The organism is Paenibacillus sp. SER-28 (assembly GCF_052906305.1).
In genome coordinates, this window is sequence record NZ_JBRECM010000007.1 from 136,285 (window position 1) to 157,513 (window position 21,229).

Annotated in this window: 15 protein-coding genes; all 15 read left to right on the top strand. The window is 47.2% G+C overall.

What is annotated here, in order from left to right; genetic code table 11:
• The first annotated feature begins 295 nt into the window (after positions 1 to 295).
• Positions 296 to 1,309, top strand: coding sequence for an ABC transporter permease (locus ACUYLD_RS17370; protein ID WP_446675610.1), 1,014 nt, complete (start codon positions 296 to 298; stop codon positions 1,307 to 1,309).
• Between the two features lie 15 nt (positions 1,310 to 1,324).
• On the top strand, positions 1,325 to 2,227 hold the full coding sequence (locus ACUYLD_RS17375) for a carbohydrate ABC transporter permease (RefSeq protein WP_446675611.1): 903 nt from the start codon (positions 1,325 to 1,327) through the stop codon (positions 2,225 to 2,227).
• Between the two features lie 74 nt (positions 2,228 to 2,301).
• Complete coding sequence (locus ACUYLD_RS17380) at positions 2,302 to 3,996, top strand: ABC transporter substrate-binding protein (protein ID WP_322161314.1); 1,695 nt, start codon at positions 2,302 to 2,304, stop codon at positions 3,994 to 3,996.
• Between the two features lie 106 nt (positions 3,997 to 4,102).
• Entirely contained in the window at positions 4,103 to 6,580 is a 2,478-nt protein-coding gene (locus ACUYLD_RS17385; RefSeq protein WP_446675612.1) for a glycoside hydrolase family 95 protein, read from the top strand.
• The gene (locus ACUYLD_RS17390) at positions 6,577 to 7,923 is read left to right on the top strand and encodes a GH1 family beta-glucosidase (protein WP_446675613.1); all 1,347 of its coding nucleotides are present in this window, start codon (positions 6,577 to 6,579) and stop codon (positions 7,921 to 7,923) included. Before ACUYLD_RS17385 ends, ACUYLD_RS17390 begins: the two co-directional genes overlap by 4 nt.
• 223 nt (positions 7,924 to 8,146) lie before the next feature.
• Positions 8,147 to 8,395: a hypothetical protein gene (locus ACUYLD_RS17395; RefSeq protein ID WP_061828909.1), complete on the top strand. Its 249-nt coding sequence runs from the start codon at positions 8,147 to 8,149 to the stop codon at positions 8,393 to 8,395.
• Between the two features lie 346 nt (positions 8,396 to 8,741).
• Positions 8,742 to 9,725: a ubiquinol oxidase subunit II gene (gene cyoA, locus ACUYLD_RS17400; protein WP_446675614.1), complete on the top strand. Its 984-nt coding sequence runs from the start codon at positions 8,742 to 8,744 to the stop codon at positions 9,723 to 9,725.
• A 25-nt stretch (positions 9,726 to 9,750) separates the two neighbouring features.
• Positions 9,751 to 11,727, top strand: coding sequence for a cbb3-type cytochrome c oxidase subunit I (locus ACUYLD_RS17405; RefSeq protein WP_235309930.1), 1,977 nt, complete (start codon positions 9,751 to 9,753; stop codon positions 11,725 to 11,727).
• Positions 11,727 to 12,335 carry a cytochrome o ubiquinol oxidase subunit III gene (cyoC, locus tag ACUYLD_RS17410; RefSeq protein WP_023990327.1) on the top strand — a complete coding sequence of 203 codons (609 nt, stop codon included), beginning with the start codon at positions 11,727 to 11,729 and terminating at the stop codon, positions 12,333 to 12,335. The genes ACUYLD_RS17405 and cyoC overlap by 1 nt, the downstream gene beginning before the upstream one ends.
• Positions 12,336 to 12,671, top strand: a complete 336-nt coding sequence (cyoD, locus tag ACUYLD_RS17415; RefSeq protein ID WP_013311980.1) for a cytochrome o ubiquinol oxidase subunit IV — start codon at positions 12,336 to 12,338, stop codon at positions 12,669 to 12,671.
• A 203-nt stretch (positions 12,672 to 12,874) separates the two neighbouring features.
• Positions 12,875 to 13,996 (top strand): NADH:flavin oxidoreductase, encoded by a 1,122-nt coding sequence (locus ACUYLD_RS17420; RefSeq protein WP_446675615.1) that lies wholly within the window; start codon positions 12,875 to 12,877, stop codon positions 13,994 to 13,996.
• 159 nt (positions 13,997 to 14,155) lie between these two features.
• Positions 14,156 to 14,524, top strand: coding sequence for an ArsR/SmtB family transcription factor (locus tag ACUYLD_RS17425; RefSeq protein WP_007432172.1), 369 nt, complete (start codon positions 14,156 to 14,158; stop codon positions 14,522 to 14,524).
• 186 nt (positions 14,525 to 14,710) lie between these two features.
• On the top strand, positions 14,711 to 17,152 hold the full coding sequence (locus tag ACUYLD_RS17430; RefSeq protein WP_446675616.1) for a heavy metal translocating P-type ATPase: 2,442 nt from the start codon (positions 14,711 to 14,713) through the stop codon (positions 17,150 to 17,152).
• Positions 17,153 to 17,460: 308 nt separating this feature from the next.
• Positions 17,461 to 18,912: a PEP-utilizing protein gene (locus ACUYLD_RS17435; RefSeq protein ID WP_446675617.1), complete on the top strand. Its 1,452-nt coding sequence runs from the start codon at positions 17,461 to 17,463 to the stop codon at positions 18,910 to 18,912.
• Between the two features lie 307 nt (positions 18,913 to 19,219).
• Entirely contained in the window at positions 19,220 to 21,202 is a 1,983-nt protein-coding gene (locus ACUYLD_RS17440; protein ID WP_446675643.1) for a heavy metal translocating P-type ATPase, read from the top strand.
• Positions 21,203 to 21,229: the final 27 nt, after the last annotated feature.

Here is a 21,229-nt window from a genome sequence, read left to right on the forward strand (position 1 = left end):
TTTTGTTTTTTACAAGACTTCTCTCAGAAAATTTACATGAGAACGGAGCAGGCGGAATGGTGCTGGACAAGCGAAGCGGTCGCCTTTGTCCCCGGATTTCTACCTTTGGTTGCTTATTCAAGAAATCCGGGGACAACAGCGAGGGAAGCACCATCCGCATGCGTAGTGGTACGAATGTAATTTTTTTCATCCCATATATCTAATTTTGAACTGATTTTTCTCCTAATTCGTCGGGTACCCGCTTTCAAGCCAGCAAAGTATGATAATAGTATCTAGAGATGAGGAGGAGCTTGTTATGGGATCTTCAACTGAAACCGCTTCCAGTAATGGAGCTGTGATTCCTGAATCCAACCGGGGAAGACCGCGCAAGGCTCGCGGCCCGAAGCCTGAACGTGGTAGAAAAGGCTTGTGGGACAGTGTAAAGCAGCAAAAGTATCTTTATTTTATGTCTATTCCTTTCGTCATATGGGTGTTTGTTTTCAGCTATCTTCCGCTCTGGGGCTGGACGATGGCGTTTCAAAATTATAAGCCAGCCAAATCTTTTTCGGACCAGAAATGGGTAGGGCTGAATAACTTTATTGAGCTATTTCAGGATGAACGATTTTATCTGGTATTACGCAATACGCTAGCGATGAGCCTGATGGGGATTATATTTGGTTTTGTCGTACCGATCTTCTTTGCAATTCTGTTAAATGAGCTGCGTGGTATGCTGTTCAAACGGTTTGTGCAGACAATATCCTACCTTCCGCATTTTGTATCCTGGGTAGTTGTAGCCGGTTTGGTCACCAAGATGCTGTCCATTGACGGAGGCATTGTCAACGATATATTGGTAGCGCTTCATATTGTGGATGAACCGATTCAGTTCATGGCAAAGGGGAGCTGGTTCTGGTACATTGTAACCGCTTCCGACATCTGGAAAGAGACGGGCTGGAATACGATTATTTATTTAGCTGCAATCACCGGAATTGATCAGGAACAGTATGAAGCATCACGCGTGGATGGAGCGGGCCGCTGGAGACAGATGTGGCATATAACACTGCCGGGTATCCGCTCGACGATTGCCGTTCTGTTCATTATGGCGATTGGACATCTGGTGAGCAACGGTTTTGAAAAGCAATTCTTGCTTGGCAATAGTCTCGTGACGGATTATTCCGAGGTGCTGGATCTGTACGCGCTCAATTATGGGATTAATTTGGGTCGCTTCTCTTATGGGACGGCAATTGGTATTTTCAACTCGCTGGTTAGCATTCTGCTGTTGTTTACGGCGAACGGTATATTCAAAAAACTAACTAAAGAAAGCATTATGTAGGGAGGGAGAGGCGAAATGACGAATAAGGCATTTAATGCTACCCGATCTGAGAAGCTGTTTGATCTGTTCAACTATATCCTCATGGCTCTGATCGTGGTGTTGACGCTGTACCCGTTTCTGAACGTACTTGCGATTTCCCTGAACAATTCAACGGACACGGTTCGCGGCGGTATTTATATATGGCCCCGCCAATTTACGCTCGAAAATTACAAAACGATTTTCCAGTACGATGGCCTTCTTCAGGGACTGCAAATATCTATTCTTCGTACTTTGGTTGGGACGGTACTCGGATTGATCTGCGCGTCTATGCTTGCTTTTACATTGAGTCGGGTCGAGTTTCGCGCTCGTAAGTTTATTTCTACGTTTTTGGCGTTGACGATGTATTTTTCCGGCGGGATGGTGCCCGTGTTTATTTTGATGCGTGATCTGCATCTGCTGGGTTCGTTTTGGGTGTACATTTTTCCAGGCTTAATTAGCGCATTTAACGTGTTTGTTATTCGTTCCTTTATGGACGGTTTGCCGTATGCGCTGCAGGAGTCTGCCAAACTCGATGGGGCGAATGATTTTACGATTTACTGGAAGATTATTTTGCCGCTGTGCAAACCAGTATTGGCAACGATTGCTCTTTTTCTGGCAGTAGGTCAGTGGAATGCTTGGTTTGATACGTATTTGTATAATGGTGGGGCGCCGCAATGGACGACGCTACAGTATGAGCTGATGAAGATACTGCAAAGTACGCAGCAAGGCGGCTCCAGTATGACGAATAGTAACGATATGGCTAAGCAAATGGCTCAAATTTCACCAGAGTCGATTAAAATGGCAATCACGATTATGGTTACGCTCCCCATCCTGATGGTGTATCCGTTCTTGCAAAAATATTTTGTAGGCGGTATGACGCTGGGGGCAGTGAAATCATAAAAATCGGGATACCGGTAGTGAAATAGAAGTTATTTGCAGGAGAATTCATCATAGGAATATAGGAGGATTTATACATGAACAAACACTGGTCCAGATTTGCACTGATTCCCTTGCTCGCGGTGTCTCTTACCGCACTCGCAGGTTGTGGAGGAAGCGATAAAGCAGCGAAGGAAGGCACGTCCAGCGGCACAGACCCGATTACGTTTAGCTTCTTCGGAGCAGATACAAGCCCGCAATGGAATGGAATGAAGGATGAAATAGGCAAGGAAATCACCAAGAAAACAGGTGTAACCTTGAATGCGGAATTTGATGTCAGCGGTGGAGGTGGAGATGACCGAATTGCTTTGATGGCAGCAAGTGGAGAATACCCGGACTTGGTTTCTCCTAAAGCGAATATTAACAAGCTTGTGGATGCGGGGGCCATGATTGATCTGACAGATCTGATCAACGATCACGCACCCAATCTCAAAAAGCTATATGGACCCTATATGGATCGTTTGAAATACAGTAATAAAGATCAATCCATCTATGTCCTTCCTACGTATGCAGGTGTGGGACAGGAGAGTTTTGACGCGACAGGCGGATTTGAAATTCAGCATAAGGTGCTCAAGGAGTTAGGATATCCAAAGGTAAGAACGCTACAGGATTATGAAAACGTACTCAAAACCTATACAGCCAAGCACCCAACGATCAATGGCAAAAAAACGATCCCACTCACGCTGGATGCAGACGACTGGAGAATTATGATTACCGTAACGAATCCTGCCTTCCAGACGACTGGAGCGCCAGATGATGGTGAATATTTTATTGATCCCAAAACATTTGAAGCGAAGCTTCATTACAAACGTCCTGAAGAAAAGGAATATTTCCGTTGGTTGAACCACATGTACAATGAAGGGCTGCTCGATAAAGATTCGTTTGTGCAAAAAAGTGATCAATACAAATCCAAAATTGCCAGCGGCCGTGTCCTCGGTCTGATTGATCAGGAGTGGGGGTATCAGGATGCCGAAAATGCGTTAAAAGCTTCAGGCAAAGCCGATTCCAGCTACGCGCATTTTCCAGTTACACTTTCGGAGAAATACAAGGATAGCTCCTTTCAGGATACGGGCTTCGCGTCCGGTTATGGTGTAGGGATTACGGAAAATTGCAAGGACCCGGTGCGGGCTATTAAATTCCTTGATTATTTAGCTTCCGATGAAGGACAGGTGCTAGTGAACTGGGGGATCGAGGGCAAGCATTATGAGATCAAAGACGGCAAACGCGTCATTCCGGCTGATGTACTGGAGCAAAAAACGAACAATACAACCAACTTCAACAAAACCACGGGTATAGATTTGTACACGCTTATGAGCGGACACTATGGTGACGGCGTGAAGGACCCTACAGGCAACTACTATACTGCCAAATTCCCGGAGCAAATTATCGCGGCTTATTCGAAGCCAGAGAAAGAATCGCTTAAAGCGTATGGCGTAAAAACGTGGAAAGATTTGTTCCCGGACAAGAAAGAATTTGATGTAAAGCCTTGGGGCGCAGCCTATAACCTGACAACAGACAATGAATCCAACTATAACGTTACATTTAAAAAAACAACAGACATTATCCGCAAACGTATACCTGAAGCTATTTTAGCACCAGCTTCCAATTTTGATACGGTATACGACAACATGATTAAAGAACTGGATGCCGCCGGAGCTGTCCAAATGGAACAGCAATACACGCAACTGGTAAAGGACAGAGTGGAGTTATGGAGCGGTAAGGCTTCTAAATAGCTGACTGCTTTTAACGAAATTTTGAATGCCGGAATGACAGAGCGCTTGTCCTTATGGTCCATACGGGATTAGCGCTTTGTTTCATCTTGATGAGGGAGGGTTTGATGTGACGAAAGGCAAAAGACCACAGTCCCTGCGTTTATGGTATCGCCAGCCTGCTGAGGTATGGGAGGAAGCATTGCCAGTCGGCAATGGAAGACTGGGAGCTATGGTATTTGGCGGAATCAGAGAGGAGCATTTGCAATTAAACGAGGATACGCTCTGGTCCGGGTTTCCCAGAGACGGCGTTCAGTATGATGCTTTGCGATATTTGCAGCCTGTCAGAAAACTGATTGCAGATGGAAAATACAAGGAAGCGGAACAACTGATTAATGCGAATATGCTAGGTCGCGATACGGAAGCCTATCAGCCTTTGGGAGATTTGTGGATTACGCAGGAGGGCCTAGGGGAAATTGTGCATTATGAGCGAGAACTGGATTTGCTGACCGGAACGGCAGCGGTCACTTTTCAAAGTGATGGAGTCCGCTATACCCGTGAAGTTATCGCCAGTGCGCCAGATGGAATCATGATGGTGTCACTGACTGCGAATAAACTTGGGAAGATCCATGCATCTGTGCGCATCACTTCCCCCCATCCTTGTGAAGACGAGGTTGGAGAGGATGCACATTTTGGTGATTCATCCAAATGGGATAGCGATAATGGCGATCCATCCGATGAGCCGATCAGGGACTTTATTACGTTGACTGGGCGAGCGCCCAGTCATGTGGAATCTAATTATCACGGCGATCATCCACAGGCTGTCGTTTATGAAAATGATTTGGGGATGGCTTTTGCAGTTCAGGCGAGGATTATTCCTGAGGGAGGAACCTTGACGAAGGGTGCTGATGGAGCACTGATCATCTCGGGCGCGGATAAAATCACGGTGTATTTGGCAGCAGCTACCGGATTTCAGGGATTTCACGCTATGCCGAATAGTGATGCAACGGAATCAGTAGAAGCATGTCAAGTCATTTTAGACGGAGCAATTTCGCTGGGAAGTGAGCAGGTACGGCAACGCCATGAACAGGATCATCGAAAGTTGTTTGACCGCGTTGCATTAGAACTGGGAGGTGATACTCTAACCGACGACTCCGTTCTACCGACAGATCTGCGATTGGAACGTTATCAGAAAGGTCAGGCCGACCTGGGGCTGGAGGTGCTGTTATTTCAGTATGGCCGCTATTTGCTCATGGGCAGCTCGCGTCCGGGGAGTCAGCCCGCCAATCTTCAGGGCATCTGGAATGACCGGGTGCATCCGCCGTGGAACAGTAATTATACAACCAATATCAATACGCAGATGAACTATTGGCCCGCAGAGGTATGCAATCTTGCCGAGTGCCATGAACCATTGCTGCACATGATTGGAGAAGTGGCTCGTACGGGACGGAGGGTAGCCTCCATCCATTATGGTGCTCAAGGGTGGGCAGCTCATCACAATGTAGATGTGTGGAGATACGCCGGACCTTCAGGAGGCCATGCCAGTTGGGCGTTTTGGCCGCTTGGGGGTGTATGGCTCACTGCTCACCTATGGGAGCGCTATCTGTTTACCCTGGATACAGCCTATCTGGCAGAACAAGCTTATCCACTCATGAAGGGGGCGGCAGCCTTTTGCATGGACTGGCTCGTGGAAGGCCCGGAGGGTCGGCTTGTGACATGTCCATCTACATCACCTGAAAATAAATTCAAAACGCTGGACGGCGAGGATTGCAGTATCTCTATGGGCTCCACCATGGATATGACGCTGATTCGGGAGCTGTTGGATAACTGCATTCAAGCTGCGGACCTGCTGGAATTAGACGATGAGTTCCGCACCCGCTGCGAGGAGACACGGGACAGGTTGATGCCCTATCAAATTGGCCGTCACGGTCAGTTACAGGAATGGTTTGTCGATTTTGAGGAAGCGGAGCCTGGGCATCGACATGTTTCGCATCTATATGGGTTATATCCCGGTCGACAAATTCACATCCGTGATACCCCGGAGCTGGCTGAGGCAGCCCGCATATCGCTGCGTCGACGGCTTGATCACGGTGGTGGGCATACCGGATGGAGCTGTGCCTGGTTGATTAACCTGTACGCTCGGCTGGAAGATGGCGACGCCGCACATCGGTATGTTAGCACGTTGCTGTCGCGATCGACCTATCCTAATTTATTCGACGCTCACCCGCCTTTTCAGATCGACGGTAATTTTGGTGCGACGGCGGGGATTGCAGAAATGCTGTTACAAAGCCGTCCGGGAGAGCTGACGTTACTGCCTGCCTTGCCAACGGCATGGTCGGAGGGAAGGGTCAGTGGATTGAAGGGACATGGCGGGATGACGGTCGGCATGGAATGGTCTGGTTCCAGGCTCGTCCGTGCTGAATTGACCGCGTCTGTCCAGATGGGAAGCTGCACGATTCGCTATTCACATCCGTTTAGCGCAGATGCTCGTCAGGCTCTGCCTGATCCTGAGCATGGAGGATTTATTTTGTCATGGATTTTTACCAAAGAGCAGGAAATAACGAACCAACATACGATTATAATTGAAGGAGAGGAAGAGACAATATGACCATTTTTCAATTTCCGCAGGACTTTATGTGGGGGACCGCGACGGCAGCCTATCAAATCGAGGGAGCTTATGAGGAGGATGGGAGAGGTTTGTCGATCTGGGATACCTTTGCCCATACACCTGGCAAAATATTCAACGGTGATAACGGCAATGTAGCTTGTGACAGCTATCATCGCTACGAGGAAGATATCCGCCTAATGAAGGAACTGGGCATTCGTACATACCGTTTTTCAGTGTCCTGGCCGCGTATATTTCCCAATGGTGACGGTGAAGTCAATCAAGAAGGATTGGACTATTATCATCGCGTAGTCGATTTGTTGAACGAAAATGGGATTGAACCGTTTTGTACACTGTACCATTGGGATCTGCCTCAAGCGCTTCAGGATGCTGGAGGATGGGAGAATCGTCGCACGATTCAAGCGTTTGTCCAGTTTGCAGAAACGATGTTCCGCGAGTTTCACGGTAAAATACACCATTGGCTAACATTCAATGAACCATGGTGCATCGCCTTTTTATCTAATATGCTGGGTGTTCATGCCCCGGGTCTGACAAATCTTCAGACAGCCATTGATGTAGGACATCATTTGCTAGTTGCGCATGGTCTTTCTGTGCGCCGTTTCCGCGAGCTGGGCACCAGTGGCCAGATCGGTATCGCTCCCAATGTCTCCTGGGCTGTTCCTTACAGCACATCTGAGGAAGATAAAGCCGCTTGTGCGCGCACTATTTCCCTGCATAGTGACTGGTTTCTTCAACCTATTTATCAAGGCTCGTATCCTCAGTTTTTGGTAGACTGGTTTGCGGAGCAGGGAGCCACCGTGCCTATTCAGGATGGGGATATGGATATTATCGGCGAGCCTATTGATATGATCGGTATCAATTACTATGCTATGTCAGTTAATCGTTTTAATCCTGAAGCCGGGTTTCTTCAATCTGAAGAAATCAATATGGGGCTACCTGTAACGGATATCGGTTGGCCAGTGGAGTCGCGTGGGCTGTACGAGGTACTGCATTATTTGCAAAAATACGGTAACCTCGATATTTATATCACAGAGAATGGGGCTTGTATCAACGATGATGTCGTGAATGGCAAGGTTCAGGATGAGCGTCGCATTTCGTATATGCAGCAGCATTTGGTGCAGGTACACCGGGCTATTCATGACGGTCTTCATGTCAAAGGATATATGGCATGGTCACTTATGGACAATTTTGAGTGGGCAGAGGGATATAATATGAGATTTGGCATGATTCATGTTGATTTCCGCACACAGGTCCGCACCCCGAAGGAAAGTTACTATTGGTATCGAAATGTAGTAAGTAATAACTGGTTGGAGACCAGACGTTAAACGATAAACGAAAAGATGTTTTCAAAATAAGGCAGATTTAGGCCTGTCTCTGCTCCCTTTTGTTTGAACACTGGGTCTTCCGGGGTAATAATAGTCAAGATATGCAGAGGGTTGTTTCAGGTATGTAGAGACCAAGGGAATAAAGAAGCAAGATATGTGCATACTGACAAAAATACCAGACGAGGGCGTTAAAAATTATTTTAGACCGAAGGGAGTGGAGGGTATGGCTGCAAATTTTAGGAAATCAGGATCAACTGACGGGCAAATGAGCCGGACGGTATCTGTTATCGCTTGGATCGCCTGTATTGCAGGTATTATCCTTATTTTGCTTGATATAGGTAATTTAACTGATCGGAATATATATTTAATGACAGGCATTGGCTGCGTTGTTGCCGGGATTTTTATTTTTCTAGTTGGGAAATCATTTGTCATTGCACGCAAGAAGGAAGACCAGGAAAACGGCCGCAGTTAATACAATTTAAAAATGATTTAAAGCAAATATATGCCGAAAACAACAATGTGGGGCTTCGAGCAGTGTAGGATGATAACTGTAAGGAGTCCCGCTTTTTTCTTTAATATAACTTCTTTAAGATACACAAATAACGTTTTTATTATGTCATCTTTGTATTAATAAGAAATTTTGAATTTGCAAGAGAAATTTTATTTTTAGAGATGTTTTTCACAAAAAACGGACAAATAATCGACAATTCTGTTAACAATAAAAAAAGTGGCCACTTTTCTGCTATCTTATATAGGGGCAACATTACAGGAGTTCGTAAAGTTTTGAGTAATTTATTATTTAAGGAGAGGGGAACAACATGAACAAAAAACCAAAAGCGATTATTGCGTTGGTTTTGACCGTGCTCACGGTAGCATTGCTCATTTGGACGTGTTTTTATGCTGGCGGAAAATACGTTGTTTTCGATCCGAAAGGACCCGTTGGGCAAGCACAAAAAGAGCTGATCATTCTTACAACGGCATTGTCTGCGCTAATAATTGTACCGGTCATGATTTTGACTTTCTTCATCATTTGGCGGTATCGTGATACACCGACAAACAAGGTGAAGTATCAACCCCACTGGGATGACAGCAAAAAGCTGGAGACCACATGGTGGGCTATTCCAATTATCGTTATCTGTATTATTGCTGTCATTACTGCAAGATATACCTACTTGCTGGAGCCTTCCAAGCCGTTGGCAAGTACGCAAAAGCCAGTAACCATTCAAGTGACTTCACTGGACTGGAAATGGCTCTTTATGTACCCAGAGGAAGGTATAGCTACAGTTAACCAAGTTCACATTCCTAAAGGTGTTCCAGTCCGTTTTGAACTGACTGCTGACGCCCCGATGAACTCATTCTGGATTCCGCAATTGGGCGGACAAATCTACACCATGTCAGGCATGGCTATGAAACTGCATTTGCAGGCCGATCACGAAGGAACTTACTTTGGTTCGGGTGCAAACTTTAGCGGTGAGCATTTTGGACAAATGCGTTTTGATGTAGAAGTCCAGTCGGATGAAGAGTATAAAAACTGGGTCGCTGACATCAAAAAGCAGTCTAAGCCGCTGACGAAAGACGGCTATTTGGCGCTTGCAAAACCAGGTTTGTCCCAGCCTGATGAGTATTCTTCGATTCCAGATGGCTTGTTCAAAGACATTGTTAACAAGTATGTAGTGGAGGGTGCTTCTAACCCACATGCTGGACATGGTGAAGCTACATCCCCAGAAGGTTCTTCTCAGTCCGGCACAGAAGATCATGCGGCAATGGATATGAGTCATATGAATATGAGCGGACACAATTAAATGATTATAGGGAAGGAGGCCCCCAATGCTTGACAAAATAAAAGAGTTTGCATCCACTTTCTTCGTTACTGGAGACCCAATGATCTATGGAGCGGACGTCTCCATCGCATTAGCGACGATCGGGATCGTGTTTGTGCTCACTTATTTCAAAAAATGGGGCTGGCTTTGGAAAAACTGGTTGACTACTGTTGACCATAAAAAAGTCGGTATTATGTATATTCTTGCGGCCATCTTGATGTTATTCCGCGGAGGCGTGGATGCATTATTGATGCGTGTTCAACTGGCTACACCGGATGTTACACTACTGCATCCTGAGCATTACAACCAGATTTTCACAACACATGGCACGATCATGATCCTGTTTATGGCGATGCCGTTGATGTTTGGTTTGTTTAATATCGCCGTACCCCTTCAAATTGGTGCGCGTGACGTTGCGTTTCCTTTCCTGAACGCATTGAGCTTCTGGCTTTTCTTTATGGGAGCGATGTTGTTCAACCTGTCCTTCGTTATCGGTGGTTCGCCAGACGCAGGTTGGTTGAGTTATCCACCGCTTTCAGAACTGCAATTTAGTCCTGGCGTCGGTCAGAACTTCTATATCTGGGGTATTCAGATTTCGGGTATAGGTTCATTGGCTACGGGTATCAACTTTATTGTTACTATTATTAAAATGCGTGCACCTGGTATGACTTGGATGAAAATGCCTGTCTTTACGTGGTCCGTATTTTCGTCATGTGTTATTATCATTTTCGCATTCCCGATTCTGACGGTTACTTTGGCATTGCTGTTCCTTGACCGCTTCGGAGGAGGACACTTCTTTACGCTTGATTTCGGCGGTAACCCAATGATGTATATCAACTTGATCTGGATGTGGGGTCACCCTGAGGTATACATTGTAGTTTTGCCTGCCTTCGGTATTTATTCCGAGGTTATCAGCGTATTCTCCAAAAAGAAATTGTTTGGATACAAGTCCATGGTTTACGCCATGTTCATTATTGCGATCTTGTCCTTCTTCACCTGGGCGCATCACTTCTTCACGATGGGATCAGGCGCAGATGTTAATGCATTCTTTGCGATTTCGACGATGGTTATCGCAATACCGACAGGGGTTAAAGTATTTAACTGGCTGTTCACGATGTATCGGGGTAAGATTACATTCAAGACTCCTATGATGTGGTCAATTGCTTTTATTCCGAACTTCTTGATTGCTGGTTTGACGGGCGTCATGTTGTCTGTAGCGCCTGCTGACTTCCAGTTCCATAACAGTTACTTCCTGATCGCTCACTTTCACTCCGCTCTGATTGGTGGCGTAGTGTTCGGTTACTTGGCAGGTCTGTACTATTGGTGGCCTAAAATGTTCGGTTTCACATTGCCTGAAACGCCTGGTAAATGGGCTTTCTGGTTCTGGAACATCGGTTTCTATGTATGTTTTATTCCGCAATATTCTCTCGGTCTGATGGGTATGACGCGTCGTCTGAGCACTTACGGCTGGGATACCGGCTGGCAGCCGCTTAACCTTGTTTCGACCGTTGGGGCATTCTTGATGGGGATTGGTTTCTTGTTCCAGGTTCTTCAAATTCTTCTGGGCATCAAGAATTACCGTAAGCTGAAGGATACAACAGGCGATCCTTGGGGTGGCCATACGTTGGAATGGTCGATTCCTTCACCTGCACCGGAGTACAATTTTGCTACCATTCCACAAGTAGAAGAACGTGATGACTGGTGGGCAGAAAAAGATCAACGTGCAAAAGGTATTTTCAGAAAGCAACCGCCAATTGAAGCGATTCATATGCCGAAGAACTCGGCGATTCCATTCATTATGTCGGTATTCTTTTTCATTGCAGGTTTCGGGTTCGTATTCGGATGGTCGTTCTTCTATATTCCAGGACTGATCGGTGTGGCAATTTGTATGATTTGCCGTTCGTTCTTCTCCTATGATGGCGACTACTATATCCCTGCGGATGAAGTAAAACGCACGGAAGCGGCAATAAGGGGGTCTGTATAATGGCACAAGCAGCAGCACACCAAAGCCATGATCATGACCACGGGCATCACGATCCGCAAGAATTGAAGATGCTTGGTTTTTGGATCTTCCTCGTAACGGACGTAATCCTGTTCAGTACCTTGTTCGCAACCTTCGTCGTCCTTCGGAACAACACAGCCGGAGGACCGGGTGGCGCAGAGCTGTTTAACATGACGGGCGTTATTATTGAAACGTTCCTCTTGCTCACGAGCAGCTTCACAAGTGGTCTGGCTGTGTTGGCCATGAACAAAGGAAGCATGAAGGGATTAATTAACTGGTTAATCGTGACGGCGATCCTGGGTCTTGGCTTTATCGGTTTTGAGGTTTACGAGTTTGTTGAGTTGGTACACGAAGGAGCCAATTTTGGAACTAGTGCGTTCTTGTCGGCATTCTTCACTTTAGTCGGAACGCACGGACTTCACGTTTCGTTAGGTCTGGTTTGGATGATTGGACTCATGTTCCAGTTGAAAAAACGCGGGCTTACACCAGAGACGAAGGGGAAAGTTTCGGCATTGAGCTTGTACTGGCACTTTTTGGACGCTGTCTGGATCTTCTTGCTGACAGTCGTCTATTTGATGGGGGTGATGTAGATGGCACAGCATCAAACAGGAGCGGGTTCGCATGGTCATGATGATTCTCACGGTTCAGTGAAATCCTATGTTATCGGGTTTATTCTGTCCATCGTACTGACCATCATTCCTCTTGGTGTGGTTATGAATCATATGTTGAGCCGCACTTCGACCATGGTTGTTATTTTAGCCGCGGCAGTGCTGCAATTTCTGGTTCAGCTTTTCTTCTTCATGCACATTCGTGAAAGCAATGGACCACGCTGGAATGTCATGACTTTGATTTTCGGGGTAGTTATCCTGTTGACCGTTGTTGGTGGTTCTGTATGGATTATGGAATACAACATGGTAGCACACTAATAAGTCAGGATTTTTGCAAAATCACTCAAGTATAAGCGAATTAGGAAAGAAGAAGCGGACTTAGAGCCGCTTCTTCTTTTTTTGTGTAGCTTATTAAAATAAAAACTGTGGCTTCTTGAACTCAAGTTTACATATGTGTAAAATGGAATTGTATAACAGTAGAGTGAAAACGATAATACTAGTGGAGAGCGGAGGAAAAAGTAATGAACACAGAATTACTGTTTAAACCTTTTAAGTTAGGTAATTTATCTCTTCCCAATCGGATTGTTATGGCGCCAATGACACGGAATTTTTCTCCTCAAGGTATTCCAGGGCCTGACGTGGCCGCGTATTATCGTCGCCGTGCCGAAAATGCAGTTGGATTGATTATTACAGAGGGAACTGCTATTAATCATCCCGCAGCTGTGGAGCACACAAGCATTCCTAATTTTTATGGTGAGGGATTAAAGGGGTGGGCCAAGGTAGTTGAGGAGGTTCATGCGGTAGGTGGCAAGATTATACCGCAGCTCTGGCATGTGGGTACGGCCCGTAAAATAGGTGCAGATAATCAACCGAATCCCGAGGCATTGCCTGTCGGTCCATCCGGTATCTCTCCCGCCGGCGAAAAGGTGGTTGAGCCATTGACGGAGGCTGAGATTGCGGATATTATTTCAGCTTATGCACAGGCCGCTGCCGATGCCCAGCGAGTGGGTTTTGACGGTATTGAGCTTCATGGAGCACATGGCTATTTAATCGATCAATTTTTCTGGGACAAAACCAATAAGCGCACCGACCAATACGGAGGCAACTTGGTCCAGCGTACTCGGTTTGCGGTGGAGGTCATTGAGGCTTGTCGTCGTGCAGTAGGGCCGAATTTCCCAATTGTATTGCGATTCTCCCAGTGGAAGATGTACCATTATGAAGAAAAGCTGGCCGAAACACCACAGGAACTTGAACAGTTTCTCACTCCATTAGTGAAGGCCGGGGTGGATGTATTCCATTGCTCAAGCCGCCGTTTTTGGGAACCGGAATTTGAAGGGTCTGATCTAAATTTGGCAGCTTGGACCAAAAAGATAACAGGCAAGCCAGTGATTACTGTGGGCTCGATTGGTTTAGAGAAGGCCTTTTTGAGTGATTTTGAAAATAATAATCGTCAAACCGATCAATCCAGTAATGTAGAGGCAAGATTAGAACAACTCGTGGGGCAAGTAGAACGAGAGGAAGCTGATCTGGTTGCGGTTGGGCGTGCTTTGCTGGTTGATCCAGCGTTTGCGGTGAAGTTACGTGATCAACAAATAAATGAAATTATTCCTTACAGTGATGAAGTGTTAAAAACGTTGAATTAAGCTTTAATTAAGCTCTAAGTAGTGTAAAGCTATAGTGTTAGGCAAGCATTGAGACTTGGAAGTTTTCTGTTACAGGGCAAGCTGTAATATAAGCTATTCGTAAACTCTACGAATTTGCTATAATAGGAGCATCAAGTCGAAATACACGGGGTGAAAAGGATGAATTCTGAAACGGAAGCTTTGGATTGCGAGCCGGCTTGTCACGGTTCAGATCAGGAAATTGAGCGCATAAAATCTTCCCTTGTTGAGGATTCCATCGCATACAAAATGTCGGAGCTGTTCAAAGCACTGGGTGACCCGACACGAATCAAGCTGATTTATGCCCTGGCACAAAAAGAACTGTGTGTTCATGATCTGACCCAGGTGTTGAACATGGGACAATCTGCGGTATCCCACCAGCTTCGTTATTTGCGCAACCTGCGTATTGTCAAACGACGCAAAGAAGGCAAGACGGTGTTTTATTCACTGGATGATAATCATGTGGAGCAGATCTTTTTGCAAACCCATCAGCACATATCACATCAATAATTTTTGGGATAAAACAACAGAGGGCGCCAAGCGATTGGCGCTCTTTTGGCGTTCGTCTGTTGAAGTCGATTTTTTTGTTAAAAAGGGCTAGAGTCATTGACTTTTGACCCTGATCCTGAATATAATGGCCTTAACAAATAATATATGAACAGTTGCTCATATATAGTTAATTGGAGGCCAATGACTATGGATGCTCTAAAAAGAACGGAACGGCATGAATGGATTTTGGAAGGTTTGGATTGCGCCAACTGTGCTCTCAAGATTGAAAATGGAGTCAGTAAAATAGAAGGGGTCATGGATTGCTCGGTCAATTTTGTTACGAAAACGTTGACGATGACCACAAGTTCGGATCAAAAAGAAGAGATATTTCGTCAAGCCGAACGGAAGGTTCACAGACTTGAGCCACATGTTCGGATGGTGGTAAAAAGTGCCCGTGGCCGCCTGCATGAAGACAGCCGAAGCAATGCTGGTGCAGTACAGCCAGACTGCACAGATGGTTGTGCATGCGGTCATGAGCATCATAGTGAAGGTGAAGGGCATACACACGAGGTCGGGCAACATGCTTCTCACAGCCACGCTGGTCATCATCATGGAGCACATGGCAAGCAAGCCCATACGCACGATGGACACGACCACGGGGATCATGCACACGAGCATCACAACCACCATGCAGAGCACGAACATGGTGAAGCTACCCACACTCATTCACATTCGCATGGAGAGGATAGCCACGCTGGGCATACGCATGATCACGGTACGGACGGTATGCGCCGCATGATTGCGCGTTTGGCTATTGGTGCGGTCGTTGCGGCTGTTGCCTGGTGGTTACCTGTCGAAGGTGTAGGCAAGTTGGCCCTATTTTTACTGGCATATATCATCGTTGGCGGTGATGTTGTCTTGCAGGCTGCACGCAGTTTGGTACGTGGAATGGCCTTTGACGAATACTTCCTGATGACGCTGGCTACTGTTGGTGCATTTGCGATTGGGGAATACCCGGAAGGCGTAGCTGTCATGTTCTTTTATCAAATCGGAGAACTGTTTCAAGGCATTGCAGTTAACCGTTCACGTAAATCCATCAGTGATCTGATGGATATTAGACCGGACTATGCCAACCTGAAGACGGCTGAGTCCGTACGGAGAGTGTCCCCAGAAGACGTTCGCATTGGGGATTTGATTGTAATTAAGCCGGGCGAGAAGATCCCGCTGGATGGTAAGGTTATAGATGGTAAATCGCATGTGGATACCTCTGCGTTGACTGGTGAATCCGTGCCTCGTACCGTAGAGCCGGGAAGCAACGTGTTGAGTGGATTTATCAATACGAACGGACTTCTAACGGTAGAGGTTAGCAAAGAATTTAGTGAATCGGCGGTCTCGAAAATTTTGGAATTAGTGCAAAATGCGAGTGCCAAAAAAGCGCCGACTGAAAAGTTTATCACGAAATTTTCCAGATACTATACTCCAGTAGTGGTTATTGTAGCGCTGTTGTTGGCGGTTGTTCCACCGCTTGTTGTGCCGGGTGCACATTTTGCAGATTGGATATACCGTGCGCTTGTTTTCCTCGTTATTTCTTGTCCTTGTGCGCTGGTAGTATCCATTCCACTAGGCTTCTTTGGGGGAATTGGGGCAGCCTCCCGTTCAGGTGTCCTGATCAAGGGCGGGAACTATCTTGAAGCTCTGAATCATGTGAAATACGCTGTTTTTGATAAAACAGGCACACTCACCAAAGGTGTTTTCCGTGTAACAGGGATTTATCCTGCCGGAGATTTTACAAACGAAACCTTGCTCGAAACCGCCGCTTTGGCCGAGCTGCATTCCACACATCCTATTGCTGCTTCTCTGCGTGAATCCTACGGTAAAGAACTCAGAGCAGAACGGGTTCAGCAATATAGTGAAATATCCGGTCACGGGATTCAGGCACAAATTGACGGTCGTCTGGTATCAGCCGGGAACGCCAAGCTGATGGAGCGGGAGCATGTGGCTTTTAACGTGGCGCAGCAAGCAGGGACGCTGGATGAAGGAACGGTCGTACATGTGGCTGTAGACGGAACGTATGCCGGGTGCATTCTGATTTCAGATGAGGTTAAGGAAGACGCAGCCCAAACGGTTGCTTCACTGAAAAAGTTGGGTGTGGTGAAAACCATCATGCTGACGGGTGACAATCGGACAGTTGCCGAGGCCGTAGGACGACAGCTGGGTTTGGATGAAGTAAGGGCAGAGCTGTTACCTCAGCACAAAGCCGAAGCCATCGAGCAGTTGTCTGTAAGTAAAAAAACGAGCGACAAAATTTTGTTCGTAGGCGATGGAATTAATGATACACCCGTACTGGCGCTGGCAGATGTCGGTGTAGCGATGGGCGGTTTGGGATCGGATGCTGCGATTGAGGCGGCAGATATCGTAATCATGAACGACGAGCCTTCAAGGCTGGTTACGGCGATCCATATCGCCAAGCGCACGCGTCGTATCGTATGGCAAAACATTATATTTGCGCTAGGTGTCAAAGTTGTGTTTCTTACACTGGGAGCATTCGGTATTGCTACGATGTGGGAGGCTGTATTTTCCGATGTAGGTGTAACATTGCTAGCTGTATTGAATGTGATGCGTGTATTGAAGGTTCGTTCTTACGAGTAAAAAAATAGACACCTCTGGGTTAGCATCGGATGTATAGGCATCCTGTGAAAACCGGGGGTGTTTATTTTATAGGTTCCTTTTTCGAGTGATCTTGTACCAGCAGGATAGAGATTTATTTTGGGATGTAGGGTAGTTGTGCCGAAATGTATAAATGTGTGGCGTGCCTAATACGTTAAGGTAGGGGCTTTACAAGTAAGGCCCATGTAAGATTCGGTTGCTCCATTATGGGTAAGCGTTTTCTTTGTTTGGAGGGGTACTCGAATTCGTGTGTGCCAACTTGCTGACGGAAGAAAGGATGGATTAATAGCATGGAGGCTAAACTGATGCATGTATTCGCAGAGCTGTTGGGTGGCAAAAATAGCCGGGATCTCAAAGTTCCAGAGCCGGGTATGGAGGCTGCTGCACAGAGGTTGGCTATGGAGACGCTAAAGGCAGGCAGCCATGAAGTATCTGCTACGCAGGAGGAAGATCCGTTGGGCTGGCTGGTTGGTTTAGCTGAGCAGGGCGTAATCAGTCGATCAGAGGCTTTGATGGCTGCGAATCCGGAATTACTTGGGGAAACGATGCTGAATAACGGCAACGATATTGGGCAAGCAATGGGCACACTCCTAAAATGGAGCGATGAATACAGGCGCACCTCCATACGGATTTATGCCGATGCTCCTGCAAGTTTGAGTCGTATAAGCACAGAGACAGCATCAGAAATAGGCAGTTATGACGGTTATAGTCTTCTGCATGGTCCCTTGTCACAGGCATCTGGCCGTGTAGGGAAACTATGCTATGCCTATCTGGACGTAGCAGAGTCTGGACAGACGATTCATGCCCCTGACGGGGAGCCCGATCCCATCCTTATTCCCGGTTCACGTGCATCTGACACGTACAAAACCTTTAACCAGGCATCTGGCCTGCCTGGATTGTGTGAGCATTTGTCCCGCCGAATTATCAGTTTGCTGGAAACAGAATATGAAAGCTTATTCGAGTCTTTGAACGGATCACCACTCACTATAGCCCTAATTGAGCAGAACAATGCAGTGGGTATTGGAAGCTTGCAAGATATGCAGCTGGAGGCATTGCTGCGTGCGGCGTTGCGGAGCGTGCGGCAGGGGGGAGAACCCAAGCTGGAGATTATAGTGCGCAATCCGGCTGACGTCGACGAATTCCGGGCAGCGCGAGACTGGATTGACGGCGTTGCAGAGCAGACTTTATGCGGGCGTCTTCGGTGCATTCCATATCGGGTAGGCGTGCTTTTGACAGTTGACCCGTCTTTGGTGTCTAACGTAAGCCAAACAGGGAACAGGCAAGCCGCACGGTCGGGGGAGTCAGCCAATTCCAATAACATGTCCGAAGTGAGCGCACGACAGATCAAGCAGGTGGCTCAAGCTGCAGATCTGGCACGTTTTGCCGATACGGTCATTTTAGAAGTCATACCAACTCCATCCGATGACATTAGGGCTGAGGAGCAGTTGATTCCATCCGGTGTCGATGGTCATGTGAACAATAGTGATACGATAAAATGCATAATGGAGGCTGTTCGACGTGTAAAGTCTGAGCTTCCTTTATGGGTAGCAATAGATGAAATTAACCATTCTCTGGATAGGATTTCGATCTGGGAGAATGAGCTGACGGGGGTCATTTGCCCGGACACAGCGGTTCCCACTGTACGCCTTGCGGCTGCGCGTCTGGGACTGCAACAGCCCGCAGATCGTCAGCACACTTCAGGAACTGCACACAATCATGCGTGGAAGTTTCCTTTAGCCTGAAGATAACCGGAATTCTTGGAATAGGATGCTTTAAATATGGAGGATACCTGCGGTGTTTGCGCGGGTATCTTTTTTTATTTAGGCCATTGCTGGTTTACAAGTGGAAAAGAAAAGGTATATAATAAAACAAAAGTTTCTCTAATCCAAAATAATTGTATAGATGCAAAAATGATTATCATTCTCATTGTCAAACATGCTGCTTCGGACTTCCCGAAGCAGCATGTGCTATTTTAGGGCACTTAACAATGGATATCATTCTCAATGAAATGCTAGTACAAGGACAAAATATGGAAAGGAACGTGACATGATGCAAGCTGCTCAACGATTACAAGATACATTGTCTCCCTCTAACCGAACCCTTTCAAAAAACAGTGGCAGCGGACGACCCGGTCCGAATCGCAAGCCGCAATTTCAGCTTAAAAGCATGCTGAAAAATAAGGAGATGCAAGCTGCTCTAGGTAGTGGATTGCTGATGCTGATGGCATGGGGAGTCTCCCATTGGTGGCAATGGCTATCGGTCATTCTGTATGTAGTGTCCTATGCCCTTGGGGGCTGGTCCAAAGCCAGAGAAGGGGTCGAAACACTGATCCGAGAACATGATCTGGATGTTAATCTGCTCATGATCGCTGCCTCCCTAGGAGCTGCGGCCATTGGCTATTGGAATGAAGGAGCCATGCTGATCTTTATTTTTGCACTCAGCGGTGCGCTGGAGAGCTATACCACCGAGCGTAGTAGTAAGGATATTTCTGAGCTTATGGCGTTGAAGCCGGAAACGGCTTTGCGCTTGTCTCGCGAGGGGACGGAAACAGTCGGCATTGAGCAACTGTTGCCAGGCGACCTGCTGCTGGTGAAGCCGGGCGAACTGATTCCGGCGGACGGCCGAATCTCCAAGGGCGTTTCGGCAGTGAATCAGGCATCGATTACCGGGGAGTCTGTTCCGGTAAATAAGGTGGAAGGTGACGAAGTATATGCGGGCACCATTAATGGAGAAGGCGTGCTATATGTAGAGGTTAGTCAGTCCTCGGAGGACACTTTATTTTCAAAAATCATTCGTATGGTGGAAGAGGCTCAGACCGAAGTTCCTGATTCCCAGCGGTTTATTAAAACGTTCGAATCGGTGTACGCTCGAATTGTTGTTGCTGTCACGCTGATCGTCATTGTCGGTGCACCCATCGCATTAGGCTGGACGTGGGCAGCAGCGTTCTATAAGGCTATGGTGTTCCTCGTCGTGGCCTCACCCTGTGCGCTCGTGTCATCCATTATGCCAGTGATGCTATCTGCCATCTCCAACCGTGCCCGACGGGGCATTCTGTTCAAAGGTGGAGCACATGTAGAGAATATGGCATTGACTTCTGTTGTTGCTTTTGACAAAACAGGTACGTTAACGATGGGGTCACCTGTCGTCACGGATTGGATTACCGCCGCAGAATACGATGCCGATGAGCTATTGCACATTGTCGCCACAATTGAAAGTTATTCTTTGCATCCGCTGGCGCGAGCGATTGTAGCCAAAGCCGAAGCTAAATTGGGACAGAGAGATCCTCTCCCAACCGAGCAAGTGCAGGCACTCACCGGATGGGGAATGGAAGGCATCATAGGCGGGGTGAAATGGAAAATCGGTCGCACAGATGTGCTGGATGGACCTAGTCCTCTGGCAGAGCCAGAGTGGATGGAGAGTCGGGCCCGGCTGGAAGCTGAGGGCAAAACCGTATCCATCATCCTCGCGGATGATCGGATTGCTGGAATGCTGGCACTACGCGATGAGCTGCGTCCGCAGGCTCAAGAGTCCGTGAAACGCCTGCAAGCGCAGGGTATCCGGGTTGTCATGTTAACCGGAGACCGTCCAGAAACGGCCGCTGTGATCGCGGAGCAGGCCGGAGTCGACGCTGTATATGCTGGCTTAATGCCGGAGGACAAAGTCAGCCATATTCGCATGCTGCGGGAGCAGTACGGGCATGTCGTCATGGTCGGCGACGGTGTGAACGACGCTCCTGCGTTGACAGCAGCAACCGTAGGGCTAGGCATGGGGATGCATGGCAGCGGAGCAGCGCTAGAGGTCGCAGACGTGGTACTGATGAACGATGGAATCGAGGAGATCGCTCCGACGATAGCGCTGGCGCGCAAGGCGCAGCGGGTGGTCAAACAAAATATGGTCTTCGCGGTAAGTGTCATTTTGCTGCTTGTGATCAGCAACTTTGTGCAGGATATAGCCTTGCCATTTGGGGTTATTGGGCATGAAGGCAGCACAATACTGGTCATTTTGAATGGCCTGCGCTTATTGCGGTCATAGGACTAAATTACAAGATGACAAACAGGA

What these genes read in the sequence shown, in the direction of transcription:
- cyoD (WP_013311980.1), top strand. Translation starts at nt 12,336, where the DNA reads ATGGCACAGCATCAAACAGGAGCGGGTTCGCATGGTCATGATGATTCT.
- ACUYLD_RS17435 (WP_446675617.1), top strand. Translation starts at nt 17,461, where the DNA reads ATGGAGGCTAAACTGATGCATGTATTCGCAGAGCTGTTGGGTGGCAAA.
- ACUYLD_RS17405 (WP_235309930.1), top strand. Translation starts at nt 9,751, where the DNA reads ATGCTTGACAAAATAAAAGAGTTTGCATCCACTTTCTTCGTTACTGGA.
- ACUYLD_RS17425 (WP_007432172.1), top strand. Translation starts at nt 14,156, where the DNA reads ATGAATTCTGAAACGGAAGCTTTGGATTGCGAGCCGGCTTGTCACGGT.
- ACUYLD_RS17395 (WP_061828909.1), top strand. Translation starts at nt 8,147, where the DNA reads ATGGCTGCAAATTTTAGGAAATCAGGATCAACTGACGGGCAAATGAGC.
- ACUYLD_RS17375 (WP_446675611.1), top strand. Translation starts at nt 1,325, where the DNA reads ATGACGAATAAGGCATTTAATGCTACCCGATCTGAGAAGCTGTTTGAT.
- ACUYLD_RS17420 (WP_446675615.1), top strand. Translation starts at nt 12,875, where the DNA reads ATGAACACAGAATTACTGTTTAAACCTTTTAAGTTAGGTAATTTATCT.
- ACUYLD_RS17390 (WP_446675613.1), top strand. Translation starts at nt 6,577, where the DNA reads ATGACCATTTTTCAATTTCCGCAGGACTTTATGTGGGGGACCGCGACG.
- ACUYLD_RS17380 (WP_322161314.1), top strand. Translation starts at nt 2,302, where the DNA reads ATGAACAAACACTGGTCCAGATTTGCACTGATTCCCTTGCTCGCGGTG.
- ACUYLD_RS17430 (WP_446675616.1), top strand. Translation starts at nt 14,711, where the DNA reads ATGGATGCTCTAAAAAGAACGGAACGGCATGAATGGATTTTGGAAGGT.
- ACUYLD_RS17440 (WP_446675643.1), top strand. Translation starts at nt 19,220, where the DNA reads ATGCAAGCTGCTCAACGATTACAAGATACATTGTCTCCCTCTAACCGA.
- cyoC (WP_023990327.1), top strand. Translation starts at nt 11,727, where the DNA reads ATGGCACAAGCAGCAGCACACCAAAGCCATGATCATGACCACGGGCAT.
- ACUYLD_RS17370 (WP_446675610.1), top strand. Translation starts at nt 296, where the DNA reads ATGGGATCTTCAACTGAAACCGCTTCCAGTAATGGAGCTGTGATTCCT.
- cyoA (WP_446675614.1), top strand. Translation starts at nt 8,742, where the DNA reads ATGAACAAAAAACCAAAAGCGATTATTGCGTTGGTTTTGACCGTGCTC.